This window comes from Pseudovibrio flavus (assembly GCF_009711345.1).
GTDB classification, from domain to species: domain Bacteria; phylum Pseudomonadota; class Alphaproteobacteria; order Rhizobiales; family Stappiaceae; genus Pseudovibrio; species Pseudovibrio flavus.
The window spans coordinates 61,943-77,164 of sequence record NZ_SMMA01000066.1 but is presented as its reverse complement, the minus strand read 5'-3'; the positions used below and the strand labels follow the sequence as shown (position 1 = coordinate 77,164).

The following is a 15,222-nucleotide window of genomic DNA, read 5'->3' as shown; positions in this document are numbered from 1 at the left end:
CTAGACCCCGGATCAAGTCCGGGGTGACGGCTTGCTGTACCCTTTCGAAGCTCCCCGTAGCTGCTAGTTATTTACCGGTCATACCGGACAAGCAAAGCGCGGATCCGGTATCCAGTCCTTACCGCAGCACCTACCAAATACTCCAACTACCCCAGCCACGGAGCTGAGATCAAACCCAGCGCGCCTTCTTTTATGGATCCCGCGTCCGGCGCGGGATGACACGAAGCCCGCAAACAACTCTGCCGGTCATGCCGGACAAGCGTAGCGACGATCCGGTATCCAGCCCCTGCCGCAGCACTTACCCAATCACACCGCTAGTCGTACCGGCCGAAGAGCCGGGATCCAAAAACATGCCCTCAGCCTACTTCGGCCGAACCATCTCCGCAGGTCGCACGAGCTTATCGAAGTCCTCTTCGGAAACGTAACCCAACCGCAACGCTTCTTCGCGCAGGGTCGTGCCATGCTTGTGAGCTGTCTTGGCAATTTCCGTTGCCTTGTCGTAGCCGATACTTGGCGCAAGCGCGGTCACGAGCATGAGCGAGCGCTCTAACAGCTCCTCAATGCGCTTTTCATTGGCAGTAATGCCGGAAACACAGCGGTCTGCGAAACTCACCATACTGTCAGCCAACAGCGCAATGGATTGCAGCAGCGCATTGGCGATGACCGGCTTGAACACGTTTAGCTCGAAGTGGCCTGTCGCCCCGCCAACGCTTACCGTTGTCTGATTACCCATCACCTGCGCACAGACCATGGTCAGCGCCTCACACTGGGTCGGGTTCACCTTGCCGGGCATGATGGAAGAACCGGGTTCATTCTCAGGCAGAGAAATTTCGCCAAGGCCAGATCGCGGACCAGAGCCCAATAGACGAATATCATTGCCAATCTTCATCAATGAGACAGCTAGTGTATTCAGTGACCCATGCGCGAACACGCAAGCATCATGACTTGCTAGTGCTTCAAATTTGTTCTCTGCAGTCACAAACGGCAAATCGGTAATCTCGGCCATCTTGGCCGCAAAACGTTCATCAAAGCCGATTGCAGTGTTAAGGCCCGTACCAACTGCCGTGCCGCCTTGCGCCAGATGAAACAGCCCTTCCAGCCCTTGCAACACCCGCTCTCTACCAAGCTGTAACTGGGCAACATAGCCTGAAAACTCCTGCCCCAGTGTGAGCGGCGTTGCATCCTGCGTATGCGTGCGGCCGATTTTAACAATGTCTGCGAAAGCCTCTGCCCGCTCATCCAGCGCTGCCGTCAGATGGTCCAACGCAGGTAACAGCCGGTCAGTAATCTGCTGCACAGCAGCCACATGCATAGCTGTCGGGAATGTATCGTTGGAAGACTGCCCCATGTTCACATGATCATTAGGATGAACTGGGGTCTTGCTGCCAATTTCACCACCAAGTAGCTCAATAGCGCGGTTGGCGATTACCTCGTTGGCATTCATGTTAGTCTGCGTCCCAGAACCCGTCTGCCAAACGACAAGCGGAAAGTCCTCGTCAAAATCGCCAGAGGCAACCTCCTGCGCTGCCTGTTTGATTGCGCCGGCAAGGCGAGGCTCCAAACGGCCATCAGCTTCATTCACGCAAGCCGCGGCTAGTTTTACCAAGCCGAGCGCCCGAACCAGCGGAATAGGCATTTTCTCGTTTCCGATTGGAAAGTTCATCAACGAGCGAGCGGTTTGCGCGCCCCAATAGCGGTCACTAGGCACCGCCAACTCTCCAAAACTATCGGATTCTATGCGCTCATTTGCTTGTTCCATGGCTCGGCCTCCTAAGGACTTGACGCGACAAGAATTTCAGCGTGCAATCACCACCAAATCAATTCATAGATTGTACTGATCTCCGTTCAATTCAAGTTAAGCCGAGTGCTACCTACATGCCCTTTCCCCCACTCAACGCTATAGGCATTGAAAACTACCGCAGTGTGCGCTCGCTTTTTTTGCGCATGCGGCAGATCAATACCTTTGTGGGCAACAACGGCACCGGCAAAACCAACCTATACAAAGCACTCTCGCTCCTCCAGCAGGCAGCGTTGGGCCGCATAACCCATGCAGTGGCCGAAGAAGGTGGCATTGAAAGCGTATTTTGGGCCGGAGAACGACGGGCAAAAGAGCGCCCGCAAATCCGGCTGAAAGTTATTCTGGGCGACCTCACCTACAAAATCACCATGGGCCTGCCAACACCAACAGACGCAGCTTTGCCGCTGGAAACCATGGTGAAGGAAGAGGAATTGCTGCTGGATACCGGCAAGCGCAATGTCGCGCTAATGCAGCGCAAAGGCCCTAGCATCTTCCTGCGAGCGAAAAACGGCGAGCGGGTCACCTACGAAAACGAGCTGCTCAGCTCCGAAACTGCACTGGCAAGCATTCGCGATGGCGGCCGTTTTCCGGAGCTTGATCTTGTTCGCCATACGCTCACGGAGTGGCGCTTTTTTCATGGTTTCAGAACAGACAAGGCTTCACCGCTCCGCCAGTCGGGCCTGAATGTCACCACGCCCACGCTATCCTCTAGCGGAGAAGACCTAGCCTCGGTATTTGCGACCCTCACGCACATTAGAGGCGATGCCAAAGACCTGATGGACGCCGTAGAAGACGCCTTTCCCGGTAGTCAGCTCATGGTCGAGGCCGATGGCAAGACTTGTCGTTTTTCGTTGAAGTCGCCGGATTTCTTCCGCGCATTTCCGCCGGAAGAATTATCGGACGGCACCCTGCAATACCTGGCACTTCTCGGAGCGCTTCTTTCTTATCGCCTGCCGCCTTTTATCGCCTTGAACGAGCCGGAAAGCAGCCTGCACCCAGACCTGCTTGAACCGCTTGCAAAAGTTATTGCCAAAGCATCCCACCGTAGTCAGATTTGGATCGTTACCCACTCCGAAACCTTTGCTGACCATTTATTAGAACACGCCGGAACCTCACCTCTTCATATTTTTACAGAAAGAGGGGCAACCCAGATAAAGGGCTTGCGCGTATCAGGCGAAAACTCCTGAGTTTGGAGAGAGTATTTGAGCCTTCGAGCCATTTTGATTTGTCTCACCAGCATGCTTTGCTGGTCGCTTTTGATTGTTACAACGCGGGCAACTATGCAGGCGTTTGCGCTAGACCCGTGGATTTTTACCGTGGTGCAGATTATGTGCGGCGGCCTGTTCCTTATCCTCATCGGCGGGCGGGTTAGAGAGTGCTGGATCACGATCACCAACCCTTTCACATGGGGCTACGGTTTCCTGCGCGTGGTCTCCTCCGCCTGCTACACGGCCTCGCTCATTACTGTAAGCGCAGCAGTAGCGGGATACTTCACCTTCATGGCCATTCCGCTCAGCGCCGCTGCAGTAGCCTATATATTTGCCCGCCCTTCTGCACCGATGGAGCTTTACGGCCACATCATCATCACCATCGGGCTCATAATGTTGGTCTATGGCATTGAAGGCACATGGGCGAACCCCGCTGTAATCATGATGCTTTTTGCAGAGATCGCCATCGTTATGGCCACATTGATGGCGGAAAAACATCCTCAAAACCAAGGTGATAGCTCACGCTCCCGCGCAACACTGTCTGGCGTTATGCTTCTTGCAAGCGGCGCCTTCTTTCTCATTTTTCTGGCGCTTGGCTCATTTTTCAGCTCCGGTATCGGAACTGATGCACAAGCAGGAACGTGGGCTGCAAGCTTTCCCTCGCTTGATCTTACGCAGGTCTGGAGTAGCACCTTATGGCTATGGGCGATTGCGATTGGTTTAACCCTGCGCGGTGCGGCCATGTTCATGTCTATGCAGGCTATTCGCGCGGCCGGTTCAGAGAACTATCTTGCAATGGCAGCGCTCCTGCCTCTCTTTGCGCTGCTTTTTGAGATGATTGCCCAGCACTACGGCTTTATCACCAATGGAATGCCAACACCGATGACATTAGCCGCAGGTGTCATAATGACGATCGGTGCTTTCTGGATCATCATTGCAAGACGGCAGAAAACCAAGTTGAAAGCGCAAGCTGCCTAAGCTTTGGTGAGGCAACAGAGTCCACGCCCCATTCGATATCAGGAAGAGCCGCAGACAGCGTCCTCACTGCTCCAGCTATAGTAGTTGTCAGCATCGTCTGCAGATACAAAACGAAAGCCACAGGACCGATAGAACGCGTTGGCAGGGCTACTGATGAGAGCCCTTAGCCGAACCTCCATATGTTCAGCCTTAGCAGCCTCCTGCACAGCCTTGACGACCATCTGCCCTACGCCGCGCCCTTGGTATTCGCCTTTGATGTAAAGGTGATCGAGCAGCAGATGGTCTTCGCGTTTGCGAAGGACATAAAACCCCACCAGCGCATCGCCATCCACGATCAGATAAGTATCTTGGGGCGAATAGGTCTCAAGCAAGCGCTCCCGAACACGAACGGGATCGAACAACCCTGCCGCCTCCAAACTCGGGCGCATCACCTCGGCTCGCAGGTTAGCAAGAACAGCAGGATCGACACCGACAGCATCTGTGATCTGAAAACTTCCCATGCCCGCTCCCTAGGTTTCCATCGCGCCGCCACAGAACTGACGACGCAAATATCACGTCATCAGAGTATCTCTTCTACCGCAGCCCTTGCGAAAATCTCGTCCGTTAGTTGCCGCGCAAAGTGAGGTGCAAGAATAACACCGGGATGCCCCACTGCCGCAAAAAGGTTCGTCATACTTCCACAGCGGCCTAGCAATGGCTCTCCTGATGTTGTCGTTGGACGCTCACCAATGGAAACCTGCGTAACTTCAGCATCCGGCAGTTCTCCAAATGTCAAACGAAGAGCCTTCAGAACATCTTGCCCGTAGTTTTCAAGCCCGCTGTTACTGCGATCATCAGGAGCATCACCCGCAACGATCAAATGGTTCTCATCCAGTCGCCGCACTTCGATTTGAGGCGATTGCACCACGCAGCCGAACTCCGGCAAAGAACAACGAATGCGCACCATAGCGGCTGGAGAACGAACCAGATCGCCAGTTTCCATGTAGGGAGAAAGCAGCCGGCCACTCTCAGCTCCAGCAGCCACGACTACAAAATCAGTCTTAACCGCCCCTTGTTCGAAAAGAACAGCGTTCACCTGTCCATTCTTCTCTGAAAAGCCGTAGGCGCTGGCGTTAAGCTGCACCTGTGCGCCCTTCTCCTGCGCTGCACGTAGCAGCGTTTGCACGGCTCTGTCAGGGTGAATAGCCACCTCATCAGGCGCATACAGGGCAAGCTCAGGCCTATCCATCAATGCAGGTAGACGGCTCTTTAGGTCATCACTCGCAATCGGAAGAGTGTTCGCGCCAAGTGACCGGTGAAACCGCAACAACTCCTCGGTTTTTTCCCTGTCCTGCTCCCAACGCACTGCGCCTCTGGTTCCATCCAACAGCCCGCCGCCAAGCTCCCTATCAAGCGCCCCGTAGTGATCGATAGCAGCCAACAGCAAAGCGTAATGCTCTGCCTTTGTATCGTAGTCAGCTGCGATGCTTCCTATCCAGCCGAAGGAATGGCGGGTCACTCCGTTTGCAGGCAATGATGCCTGATCGACGATGAGAGTACGAGCACCTGCACGAGCAAGGTGATACCCGATCATGCTGCCAGTAATGCCAGCACCAATAACGGTTACATGAGGTGAAACCAAAAAGTACTCCCGAACAATAAGCCAAAGATGTCAGGTTGTACTGATTTGAAACTTCACTCAAGGGAAATCTAAGAAAAAGGGCGCCGTGATTTCTCACAGCGCCCCTAAATTGCTTTTGCTATTTGCACTTAGTCGGAGCGATCAGCCTGCCTGCTGGATAGCAGAGAGCTTCCATGGCTCGCCGCCTTGGCGAACGAAAGTCCAGATCTCTGTCACTTCCTGCGGAATGTCAGCATTGCCTTCAACAACCTTGTTTGTTGCACGCTCACGCATCACGTCGATGGATTCGTAGCGCATCGCAACACTTGCGTATTCCGCATCGCCTTCACGCCATGCTTCGGAAAGGTCACCCTGAAGCAGCTTCACATCGCGCACTTCGTTGATAAGACCCTTGGAAGCAGCCTGACCAAGTTCCTCTGCAAAGAAGCCCATGATTTCAGGCGTGGTGAGTTCACGGATCGCACCGTAGTTCTCTTCGCCGTACGCCTTCCAGACTTTTGCCAGCATTTCTTCGAAAGCGTCGAAGTCCGCTGGGGTCAGGCCAATCTCGTCGTCTGCCTGAGTGGAGAACACTGGCTCAGCGTTGTAAGCTTCCTGCTGCGGCTGTGGCTCAGCCTGTGCAGTGGCAGCGCCGCCAATGTTTGGCATGGAGAAACCACGGCCCTGAGCTTGCTGGCCACCCTGCTGCTGGTTGCTGCCTGCATCGTTAAACGAGAATGGCTCGTTCTGCTGCGGCGCATAGCCCTGCGGTCCTGCTGCTGCCTGAGGCTGCTGACGCGAACGCAGGAAGCGGATGAGGAACATCACACCGATACCCAGAAGCAGGATCTGCAAGATACCGCCAAAGCCACCGAAGCCGGTTCCCATAAGCATACCGATAAGGCCGCCAAGCATCAGACCGCCAAGCATAGAGCCAAGGAAGCCGCCGCCGAACAGGCCGCGCTTTTGAGCGCCAGCTGCCTGCTGGGTGGTGCCTGCACGCTGTGCTGCACCTGGCTGGTTAGCCTGTGTGTTTGGTGTCATAGAACGCTCGACCGGCGCAGCATTCTTTGGAGCTGTGTTGGTTGCTTTCGGCGCGGAGAAGGTACGCGCGCCACGGCTACCGAAGCTCATGCCACGACGGGCCTCAGCATAGTCAACCGCTACGAACGTCACCGCAATTGCCATAACCATCATGGCAAAGATATGCCGAGATTTTCTAAAAACTCCCATTTGAACCCTATCAGTCTACTCGTTTGATTGAAGTATTTTGCGTCTCATATGGGGTAAAGATTTGGCGAGTTAAAGGCCTTCACTCGTTTTCTTCAAACAATATTGTTGATTTGTAGTTGCCCAAGACCACGGTGTCGCAGGTATTAGTCCACTGACAGCCATTACAGGCGTTTTTTAGTGGTCCTGATGCATAGGCAAGCCGAAGTTTTTTTACCAAGGTTGGCGTCGATTCTAGAACACTTCCAACCTTGATTTCTTCTTCCAGAACTTCGCTCACCATCTCCAATGCGCGGGCATCACGGTCCAGCACACTCAGGTTATGACAATGCGGCTCCAGCTCTTCTTTGAGAAGCGGGGCGCAAACATCATCAGGCCCTTTGACGATCTCTATTTCCTCGCCCTTATTCAGCCGATCAATGACCCGCTTGTAATTGACGGTGAAGCGGGGCGAATACCCATCACCTTGAAACGTGAGCATGCAAAGAAGGTGATGACCTCTCAAGCGGACGGTCATGGTCGCATATCCCTATCTGATGGTGACAGCTTGTTATTCAAACCGGCGAGCAGCTCATCTTTAGTGGCTGCATAGTCTGTCTCTGCCCACGCAATGCGGGCAGCTTCCAAAGCTCTGCCAAGCTCGGGTCCGGCCTTAAAGCCAGCGCCGATTAGGTCTTTTCCTCTCAACGGAAAAACCGGAACACTCCAACTTTTGATAAACTCGTAAGCGTCTTGCAGGTCCTTGGGACTCGTCGCTTGCGCAGGTGATGCTGCGAAAAGCAAGAAGCCATCAACAACGGCACTGCGCTCATAGGATACCATAGTTGCTTTGATTTGCTTCAGCCCAAGACCGTTTGCCAAAAAACCGCTGCACAGTGAAAGCGCGGTTTTACCGCGAAGGTTCTGGCCGTTGGAAAGCCGAAGGCCGCTGCATTCCTGAGTTCCGGTAAGGCTGAAAAGGCGCAAGTTGGCATTCTTGGCTGAAGGGTCCATCTGCTCCAATGCAGTGAGACGCTCGAACATTTCAGTGTTCACATCACACCCCAGCGCGATATCCAACAGGCCACAGTCTTGCATTAGCCGGATCGCTTCCAAAGCCCGCGGCCCTTCAAGAAGCTTAAGCATCTCTTTGGTTACACGCTCGGCAGAAAGGTTGCGCAGTCCCTCACGTTCATCACGGCACGCCTGCAGCGCAACGTCGTCTGCTTCACCCAGTCCATACATGGAGAAGAAACGGAAAAAGCGCAGAATACGAAGGTAATCCTCTTTTATCCGCTTGTTTGCATTCCCGATGAAGCGAATGCGGCGGGCGTGGCAATCCTCCAAACCACCCAGAGGATCGTAGAGGTTTCCGGAGCGATCAACATAAAGCGCATTGAGAGTAAAATCGCGCCGACGCGCATCCTTCTCCCAGTCCTTGCCAAAAAGAACTGTCGCATGGCGGCCGTGGGTTTCCACGTCCTCGCGCAAAGTGGTCACCTCGTACGGGTGCCCGTCGCTAATCAGCGTAACGGTGCCATGGTCGATACCGGTGGGAACAGCCTTCATGCCAGCTTTTTTGGCGCGCTCAAGAGTTTGCGCAGGCAGAGCGGTGCAAGCGATATCAACATCATCGACAGACACTCCCAAAAGCGCATTGCGCACGGGCCCACCCACAACGCGGGCCTTATCGCCGTCCTGCTCCAGAACGTCGAAGACAGCCTGCAACGCTGGCGAAGTGAGCCAGTCTTTGTTTTTTAGGCTTTCCATAGAACCTACTTATAGCCGCCAGGTACGAACTTTCCGTCTATTACCTGTGCAGGCTGGTACTGGGAACCCTCTGGCGAGTTACTAAAGTAGGCAAGCAAAGAAAAACTGAGAATAACCAGCGCAAGGCCGGAAATGGTAAGCCATGCAATAGGCCCATCGCGGAAGCGTTTGTCTTTTCTGGCTTTATTGCCAATGTACAGCCAAATGGCATAACCAATAAACGGCGCCAGAAAAAGAAGCCCGTGGGTCAGTATCATTCTAATCATCGTGCATACACCATGTTACAGACACACCTCAAAATCCCCGCGGTGATGCCCCAAATGTAATGCTCCTCGTAGGGAACAGCATAAAAATAACGTGCTTTGCCTGCGATCTCTCTTGAGTGACGTTGGTAGTTGGAAAGGTTCATCACAAAGGAGAGAGGTACTTCGAAGGTCTCTTCCACCTCATCAGGGTTTAAGGAAAACCGCGCCGGACTGCGCAGCGTCGCCAGAACCGGAGAAACCCGATACCCAGACCCCGTCACGTAGTGCCCCAAAGTGCCGATTGGATCGACCAAGGAAGGATCAAGCCCCACCTCTTCCTGCGCTTCTCGCAGAGCAGCGCCAATAACCCCTTCGTCCTCCTCGTCTACCTTGCCACCGGGAAAGGCTATCTGCCCAGCATGGGCACGCAAAGTCGAGGTGCGCTGGGTCAGCAGAATGCTGGGACCGTTCGCCCCCTCCATCGCGAGGACAAGAACAGCCGCGTCTTTTAGCTGAAGCCCGCCATCAAGGTATGGCTTGAACTCGGGGTTTAATATGTGATCACCGCCAATCAGCTCGGCGCTATGCACCACGCTGTCCTTGGCTCGTTCGGCAAAATTTGAAACAGAATACATATGTGCAGGCAAAGCTTGAGAGAAGCGGGCCTGATGCTCTTCAAAACTCAAGAACGCCCCTCACCCTCTATTTCGATTGGAAAAAACTGTCCGCCGCTCTCAATACCAATTTGGAGCGCGCCATCAATATTACGTTCTTCAATAAATTCGGCAAGTTGTTGGGCAAGCTGTCGGTTGAACAAACCATCAAGGTTGCCGCGAATACGAACATATGGCTTGAAGCCCCCATCCTTCGTATCAGCGCTAAAGCGAAGTGGATGCTGAGCGCCAGCTTCGACAACATCTCCCATATTACTGCGAAGAATGAGTGTTGGCCCCTCAGGCCGCTTCACATTCTCCATCTCCACAATAACAAAGGGCGCATCTTCTACTGTCAGCCCGACCTTCTCGACCGGCGTAACCAGATAGTATTTTCCGTCTTCTTCCCGCTTTAACACGCTTGAGAAGAGCCGAGAAAGCGCCTCACGCCGGATGGGGGTACCCATGTAGTACCAGCTACCATCTCGCTTGATCTGCATATCCAGATCACCGCAAAAAGGCGGATCCCACTTTTCAATCGGCGGCAACGATCTTTGCTCGCCAGCACGTTCCATAAGAGCTTTTAGCCCTTCCGGCATCGCTGCGACCAGCTTGCGATCGGTTTGTTGCTTCGCCTCTGTCAAATGGTTTGCCCTCTCGGTTACGCCACATTCCGGAAAAAGCGCTAGCTGCCCAACGGCGCCAGTCACTCCCTGCAAAAAATATCGCAGTGCTTTGAATATGGCGAGAAAAGCCAGAAAATTCCAGAGGGCCAGAAGGCGAAGGCCGTGCCTTTCATGGTTAACACAAGAAGGCCGGCGACTAATAGCGCCACAGGATCGCCACCATTCCCCGCCACGCTTCCCTTACGATACCTTGAGTTTTGAGAGACCTATAGCTTGGTAATTTTCGATAAAGCAACGCTGGGATAGACTTGAACTAGCAAAAACATAAATGGATGCACGATGACAGCTTCTACCCCACAATCCGGCCCAAGCCCCGACGAGATTCTTGAAGCGACAGAGAGTGCTTTGAGCAGCATTACTGAGGTTCGCTCGGAGACTTCTCAGGTGATTTTCGGTCAGGATGAGGTTGTAGAACAAGCACTTGTTACCATTTTGTCCGGTGGTCACGGGCTGCTTGTTGGCGTGCCCGGTCTAGCCAAGACAAAACTGGTAGAAACAATCGGCACTGTCGTTGGCCTCAACAGCGCTCGTATCCAGTTTACGCCAGACCTCATGCCCTCCGATATTCTGGGAGCGGAAGTACTGGAGGAGGCCAAAGATGGCTCCCGTAATTTCCGCTTCATCAAGGGGCCGATTTTTGCTCAGCTTCTGATGGCTGACGAAATCAACCGCGCCAGCCCTAGAACGCAGTCTGCGCTTTTGCAGGCCATGCAGGAGTACCATGTAACCATTGCAGGCCATGCCCATGAACTTCCCCGTCCGTTTCACGTACTTGCCACCCAAAACCCCCTTGAGCAGGAAGGCACCTACCCTCTGCCGGAAGCTCAGCTGGACCGCTTTTTGATGCAAATCGATGTCCATTATCCAGACATTGAAGCAGAGCGGCAGATACTTGCAGATACGACCGGAGGGAACCAGAGCATCGCAAAGCCCGTACTGACAGCAGAACAGCTTCAGCAAATGCAGCAGTTGGTGCGAAGCATTCCGGTTGGCGAAGGTGTTATGGACGCTATCCTGCGTTTGGTGCGAGCGGCAAGACCGGGTGAAGCAGAAATGCCCGAGGTCGTTGCAGGTGATATCGCTTGGGGCCCCGGCCCTAGAGCCAGTCAAGCGCTCATGCTGACGGTTCGGGCCAGAGCACTCGTTCAAGGTCGCCTTTCACCGAGCATTGATGATGTTCTGGCGCTTGCCCAGCCGGTGTTGCAACACCGCATGGCCCTTACATTTGCGGCAAGAGCAGATGGCAAAACGCTGGGACAGACGATCGACATATTGAAGAAACTCATCGCTTAACGCCGCTCAAAACCCAAGGAGGCGAATTCCTTGTTTTCACTGGGCTCCACCAAGGAGAACCATTCTGATCGCAGCGCAATGACCTCTATGAACAGGGTCGCTGGCGAAGCGCGTCAACTCTCCTCGGTCTTACCCACGCTTCTTGTGGAGGCGCGTTCCATCGCCAACACAGTCAGTTCTGGCTGGCATGGACGCAGACGCTCAGGGCCGGGTGAAAACTTCTGGCAGTTCCGCCCCTTTATGAGCGGAGAACCCTCCAAGCGCATCGACTGGCGACGCTCGGCAAGAGATGACCATCTCTACGTGAGAGAGCGTGAATGGGAGGCCAGCCACACATTCTGGCTATGGGCAGACGCCTCACCTTCTATGCAGTTCCAAAGCAATCTGTCTGGCACGACCAAACAACATCGGGCGTTGCTCTTGCTCCTCGCTCTGTCTGATATGCTGTCGGCCACTGGCGAGCGGGTCGGCATTCCCGACCTATCCGCACCAGTAACAGGCCCGACAACGCCGCAGCGTTTGGCGCAATCCATCACCTTCAACGAAACCAGCGCCTCTCTGCCCGAAACCCACCAAATCCGCCGGTTCAGTGAAACCATTGTCTTTTCAGATTTTTTCGAGAGCATCGACAAAACGAAGGAATGGGTTGCAGCTGTTTCAGCAACGGGGGCAAAAGGCCATCTCGTCCAGATCATGGACCCCATTGAGGAAACCTTTCCGTTTTCAGGTCGTTATCGGTTTGACGACCCTGAAAGCGACTTGCGGCTGACAGCAGGGCGGGCAGAAAACTGGAAAGAGGACTACTTCCAGAAATTAGCCGAACATAAACAGGCGCTGAAAGACATTGCCGCCAAAGCAGGGTGGAGCTTTATTACCCACCACACGGATAGACCGGCAACAGAGCCGCTCTTGTTGCTTCACACTCGCCTGACCAATCCTGATCAATCAGGAGCTGTTTCATGAGCGGGTTGCTTTCCTCCATCGCCTTCAGCCAACCGTGGCTGCTGGCAGCTCTTGCCCTTTTGCCTGCGCTATGGTGGCTACTGCGTTTTACGCCGCCTAGACCGCGCACGGCTGTTTTTCCGCCATTACGCCTGCTTCTTTCCATCAAGGACAAACAGCAAACACCTCATGCAAGCCCTTGGTGGCTTTTGCTTTTGCGCCTGCTACTTGCCGCAGCCATCATTGTTGCTGTTGCCGGTCCTATCTGGAACCCTGTACCCACATCTCAAAGCACAAAGGGGGTGCGCTGGGTTATTCTAGATAATGGGTGGGATACAGCTGCCGACTGGCCACGGCGGGTTTCACTCGCCACTACAATATTGAAACAAGCACAAGATGAAGAAGCGCCGGTGGTACTGGCGGCAACAGCTGAAGGCACCAACCAGCCCCTCTCGGCCATTTCAGCAGGCGACGCGCTCGAACAGCTTGCAGCACTCGCACCGCGCAGTTGGCGAAGTACTCCGGCAGCACTGGTCAGCGGCCTTGATGAAGAGGCGGCAAAGCTTGAACCTGCCGCGATCTACTGGATTGCTTCATCGTTGGATGATGCAAATGAAACCAATGTGGCCACCGCACTTCAAGGGGTTGCACCCAATGCGCAGGTCATCGTTTACCAAGCCGATACGCCGCTGTTTGCCTTTGCTTCGGTTGAGAACACACCAGATTATATGGCGCTCGGCATCTCCCGCTCGAACAGCGAGCCCAATGCAGATCTGCAGCTAAAAGCGAAAGACATAAAGGGCCGCCTACTTGGTGAAAGCACAGCGAAATTTGCCAAGGGCGAGGAAGCGGCAACAGCCCGTTTTGAGCTTCCAGCGGAATTGCGAAACGATATCGCGGTTATCGAGGTTGAAGGCGAGCAAAGCGCAGCCCTGCGCGTCCTTCTGGATGAACGGTGGCAACGCCGCAAGGCGGGCATTGTCTCCGGCAAGGGCTCAACAGAGGTCCAGCCCCTGCTTTCGGCAAGCTACTATCTGGAACGTGCTCTAGCCCCATTCGCTGATCTGACCCACTCCAGACAGCAGGAAGTCCCAGCACGCATAAATGACCTTCTTGATAAAGGCGTCTCCGTTCTTGTGCTGGAGGATATCGGCAAGCTCCCGACAGAAAGCCAAGGCCAGTTGCGATCTTGGGTCAATAAAGGCGGCACCCTCATCCGCTTTGCGGGCCCAAGCCTCTCGTCAACCGGCGATACACTTGTGCCCGTGCAGCTAAGGCAGGGAGACCGCTCTTTGGGAGGAAGCCTGTCATGGAAAACGCCGCAGCCCCTTTCCCATTTTTCTGAGAGTGGGCCGTTTGCATCACTAGACCTGCCAAAAGACATTGAGGTTCGCCGGCAGGTTCTGGCAGAACCAACAGCAGATCTTCCTGAGCGCACTTGGGCATCTCTTGCAGATGGGACACCGCTCGTAACGGCGGCTCCACTTGGCCAAGGGTTTGTCGTGCTGTTCCATGTGACCGCAGATACAAAATGGTCAAACCTGCCGCTGTCAGGTGCCTTTGTTACGATGCTGAAGGCAATCGTAGACAACGCTCGCGCTGTAGCCTCCTGGACTGAAGGGGCCAATACTGCAGAGAGCCCAAATACCCTTTTGCCTCCGCTTCGAATTATGGATGCTTACGGCGTGATGACACCGCCCGCGCCTTTCGTTCGCCCACTGGCGGAAGGTGCACTTGCCACCGGTCAGCCAACGCGGGAAAACCCTCCCGGCCTTTACGGCAGTGAGGGCGCGTTTAGAGCCCATAACCTGATGGCAGGAGAAGGCGGTCTAACACTTCGCACCGCTGAAAGCTTTGGCAGCGCTCAAGTTCTACCGTTTCCATCCTCGGAACCTATTGACCTTCGCGGCTATATATTGCTGGCAGCACTTGCACTGGCTGTTCTGGATAGCATCGCGGTTCTTCTTTTGTCGGGCCGCCTGCCATCGTTGCCTCATCGCAAAACATCGTCACTCTCAATCGTTGCCGTTGTAATAGCCGCTGCTACTGTCATTTCGTTACCAAAAGCTGAGGCGCAGACTAACCAAGCTGACGAACTGGCTCTCGATGCAACGTTGGAAACACGCCTTGCTTACGTTCGTACCGGCAATCAGGAAGTGGACGACACCAGTAGGGCCGGCTTACTTGGCCTTACCCGGATTTTGGAAACCCGGAGCGCGTTGGAACCAAGCCCACCCATTGGGCTGGACATCGAGAGGGATGAACTAGCGTTCTTCTCATTCCTTTACTGGCCGATTTCTGCATCCATGTCGCCGCCCTCTCAAAAGGCAATGGCCCGCATTGATGCCTTCATGCGCAATGGCGGCACAATCCTTTTTGATACGCGGGACCAGTTGAACGCGCCAAGTGGCGGCGCACAAAACTCACCAGAAAAGCACTACCTGCGAACACTGCTAGAGGGGCTGGACATCCCTCCGTTAGAGCCGGTTCCAGAAGACCATGTGCTGACAAAAGCATTTTACATTCTGCATGACTTCCCGGGCCGCTATGCAGATAGCCCGCTATGGGTGCAAGTGACACTGCCAAGCTCAGCAGAGGAAAACCGGCCTGTACGCGCTGGCGATGGGGTAACACCAATAATCATCACGGGAAATGACCTTGCCGGAGCATGGGCTGTTGGCGATGATGGTAACTATATGTTCCCGACGATACCGCCAGACCCGATGCAGCGGGAACTTGCCTACAGAGCTGGCGTTAACATTCTCATGTACACCATGACGGGCAACTACAAAGCGGACCAAGTGCACATTCCCGCCCTGTTGGAACGACTGGGACAATAG

The 15,222-nt window shown here is 54.4% G+C and carries 14 protein-coding genes; 5 read left to right on the top strand and 9 right to left on the bottom strand.

The annotated features are described in order from the left end of the window. Positions 1–361 precede the first annotated feature (361 nt). Entirely contained in the window at positions 362–1,759 is a 1,398-nt protein-coding gene (fumC, locus tag E1162_RS17325) for a class II fumarate hydratase (RefSeq protein WP_155133975.1), read from the bottom strand. 116 nt (positions 1,760–1,875) lie between these two features. On the opposite strand from fumC, the gene E1162_RS17320 reads away from it, so the two are divergent. Then, positions 1,876–2,985 (top strand): AAA family ATPase, encoded by a 1,110-nt coding sequence (locus E1162_RS17320; RefSeq protein ID WP_155133972.1) that lies wholly within the window; start codon positions 1,876–1,878, stop codon positions 2,983–2,985. Positions 2,986–3,000: 15 nt separating this feature from the next. Then, positions 3,001–3,984, top strand: a complete 984-nt coding sequence (locus E1162_RS17315) for a DMT family transporter (RefSeq protein WP_155133969.1) — start codon at positions 3,001–3,003, stop codon at positions 3,982–3,984. Between the two features lie 38 nt (positions 3,985–4,022). Here the strand turns inward: E1162_RS17315 and E1162_RS17310 are convergent, their stop codons facing one another. From E1162_RS17310 to E1162_RS17275, 8 genes are all read right to left on the bottom strand, one after another. Then, a complete protein-coding gene (locus E1162_RS17310; RefSeq protein ID WP_257099093.1) occupies positions 4,023–4,484 on the bottom strand; it encodes a GNAT family N-acetyltransferase in 462 nt (153 codons plus the stop codon). A 59-nt stretch (positions 4,485–4,543) separates the two neighbouring features. Continuing rightward, entirely contained in the window at positions 4,544–5,605 is a 1,062-nt protein-coding gene (locus E1162_RS17305; RefSeq protein WP_155133966.1) for an NAD(P)/FAD-dependent oxidoreductase, read from the bottom strand. A 141-nt stretch (positions 5,606–5,746) separates the two neighbouring features. Then, on the bottom strand, positions 5,747–6,817 hold the full coding sequence (locus E1162_RS17300) for a TIM44-like domain-containing protein (RefSeq protein WP_155133963.1): 1,071 nt from the start codon (positions 6,815–6,817) through the stop codon (positions 5,747–5,749). Between the two features lie 79 nt (positions 6,818–6,896). Next, the gene (locus E1162_RS17295; protein WP_155133960.1) at positions 6,897–7,331 is read right to left on the bottom strand and encodes a DUF1284 domain-containing protein; all 435 of its coding nucleotides are present in this window, start codon (positions 7,329–7,331) and stop codon (positions 6,897–6,899) included. After that, the gene (locus E1162_RS17290) at positions 7,328–8,563 is read right to left on the bottom strand and encodes a CCA tRNA nucleotidyltransferase (protein ID WP_155133957.1); all 1,236 of its coding nucleotides are present in this window, start codon (positions 8,561–8,563) and stop codon (positions 7,328–7,330) included. Before E1162_RS17290 ends, E1162_RS17295 begins: the two co-directional genes overlap by 4 nt. A gap of 5 nt (positions 8,564–8,568) precedes the next feature. Continuing rightward, positions 8,569–8,829 (bottom strand): DUF6111 family protein, encoded by a 261-nt coding sequence (locus tag E1162_RS17285; protein ID WP_257099092.1) that lies wholly within the window; start codon positions 8,827–8,829, stop codon positions 8,569–8,571. Beyond that, the gene (locus E1162_RS17280; protein ID WP_257099091.1) at positions 8,826–9,494 is read right to left on the bottom strand and encodes a CoA pyrophosphatase; all 669 of its coding nucleotides are present in this window, start codon (positions 9,492–9,494) and stop codon (positions 8,826–8,828) included. The genes E1162_RS17285 and E1162_RS17280 overlap by 4 nt, the downstream gene beginning before the upstream one ends. Next, positions 9,491–10,060, bottom strand: coding sequence for a DUF1285 domain-containing protein (locus tag E1162_RS17275; protein WP_155135050.1), 570 nt, complete (start codon positions 10,058–10,060; stop codon positions 9,491–9,493). Before E1162_RS17275 ends, E1162_RS17280 begins: the two co-directional genes overlap by 4 nt. A 366-nt stretch (positions 10,061–10,426) precedes the next feature. Here E1162_RS17275 and E1162_RS17270 point away from each other — a divergent pair, with 366 nt between their 5' ends. From E1162_RS17270 to E1162_RS17260, 3 genes are read left to right on the top strand one after another with little or no spacing between them, the layout of a single operon-like run. Further along, positions 10,427–11,440 (top strand): AAA family ATPase, encoded by a 1,014-nt coding sequence (locus E1162_RS17270; RefSeq protein WP_155133954.1) that lies wholly within the window; start codon positions 10,427–10,429, stop codon positions 11,438–11,440. A gap of 30 nt (positions 11,441–11,470) precedes the next feature. Further along, complete coding sequence (locus tag E1162_RS17265; RefSeq protein WP_306455050.1) at positions 11,471–12,403, top strand: DUF58 domain-containing protein; 933 nt, start codon at positions 11,471–11,473, stop codon at positions 12,401–12,403. Continuing rightward, the gene (locus E1162_RS17260; RefSeq protein WP_155133951.1) at positions 12,400–15,222 is read left to right on the top strand and encodes a DUF4159 domain-containing protein; all 2,823 of its coding nucleotides are present in this window, start codon (positions 12,400–12,402) and stop codon (positions 15,220–15,222) included. Before E1162_RS17265 ends, E1162_RS17260 begins: the two co-directional genes overlap by 4 nt.

Bases quoted from the DNA above. Each gene is read 5' to 3' on its own strand.
- fumC (WP_155133975.1), bottom strand. From the start codon at position 1,759: ATGGAACAAGCAAATGAGCGCATAGAATCCGATAGTTTTGGAGAGTTG.
- E1162_RS17320 (WP_155133972.1), top strand. From the start codon at position 1,876: ATGCCCTTTCCCCCACTCAACGCTATAGGCATTGAAAACTACCGCAGT.
- E1162_RS17310 (WP_257099093.1), bottom strand. From the start codon at position 4,484: ATGGGAAGTTTTCAGATCACAGATGCTGTCGGTGTCGATCCTGCTGTT.
- E1162_RS17300 (WP_155133963.1), bottom strand. From the start codon at position 6,817: ATGGGAGTTTTTAGAAAATCTCGGCATATCTTTGCCATGATGGTTATG.
- E1162_RS17295 (WP_155133960.1), bottom strand. From the start codon at position 7,331: ATGACCGTCCGCTTGAGAGGTCATCACCTTCTTTGCATGCTCACGTTT.
- E1162_RS17290 (WP_155133957.1), bottom strand. From the start codon at position 8,563: ATGGAAAGCCTAAAAAACAAAGACTGGCTCACTTCGCCAGCGTTGCAG.
- E1162_RS17285 (WP_257099092.1), bottom strand. From the start codon at position 8,829: ATGATTAGAATGATACTGACCCACGGGCTTCTTTTTCTGGCGCCGTTT.
- E1162_RS17275 (WP_155135050.1), bottom strand. From the start codon at position 10,060: ATGCCGGAAGGGCTAAAAGCTCTTATGGAACGTGCTGGCGAGCAAAGA.
- E1162_RS17270 (WP_155133954.1), top strand. From the start codon at position 10,427: ATGACAGCTTCTACCCCACAATCCGGCCCAAGCCCCGACGAGATTCTT.
- E1162_RS17260 (WP_155133951.1), top strand. From the start codon at position 12,400: ATGAGCGGGTTGCTTTCCTCCATCGCCTTCAGCCAACCGTGGCTGCTG.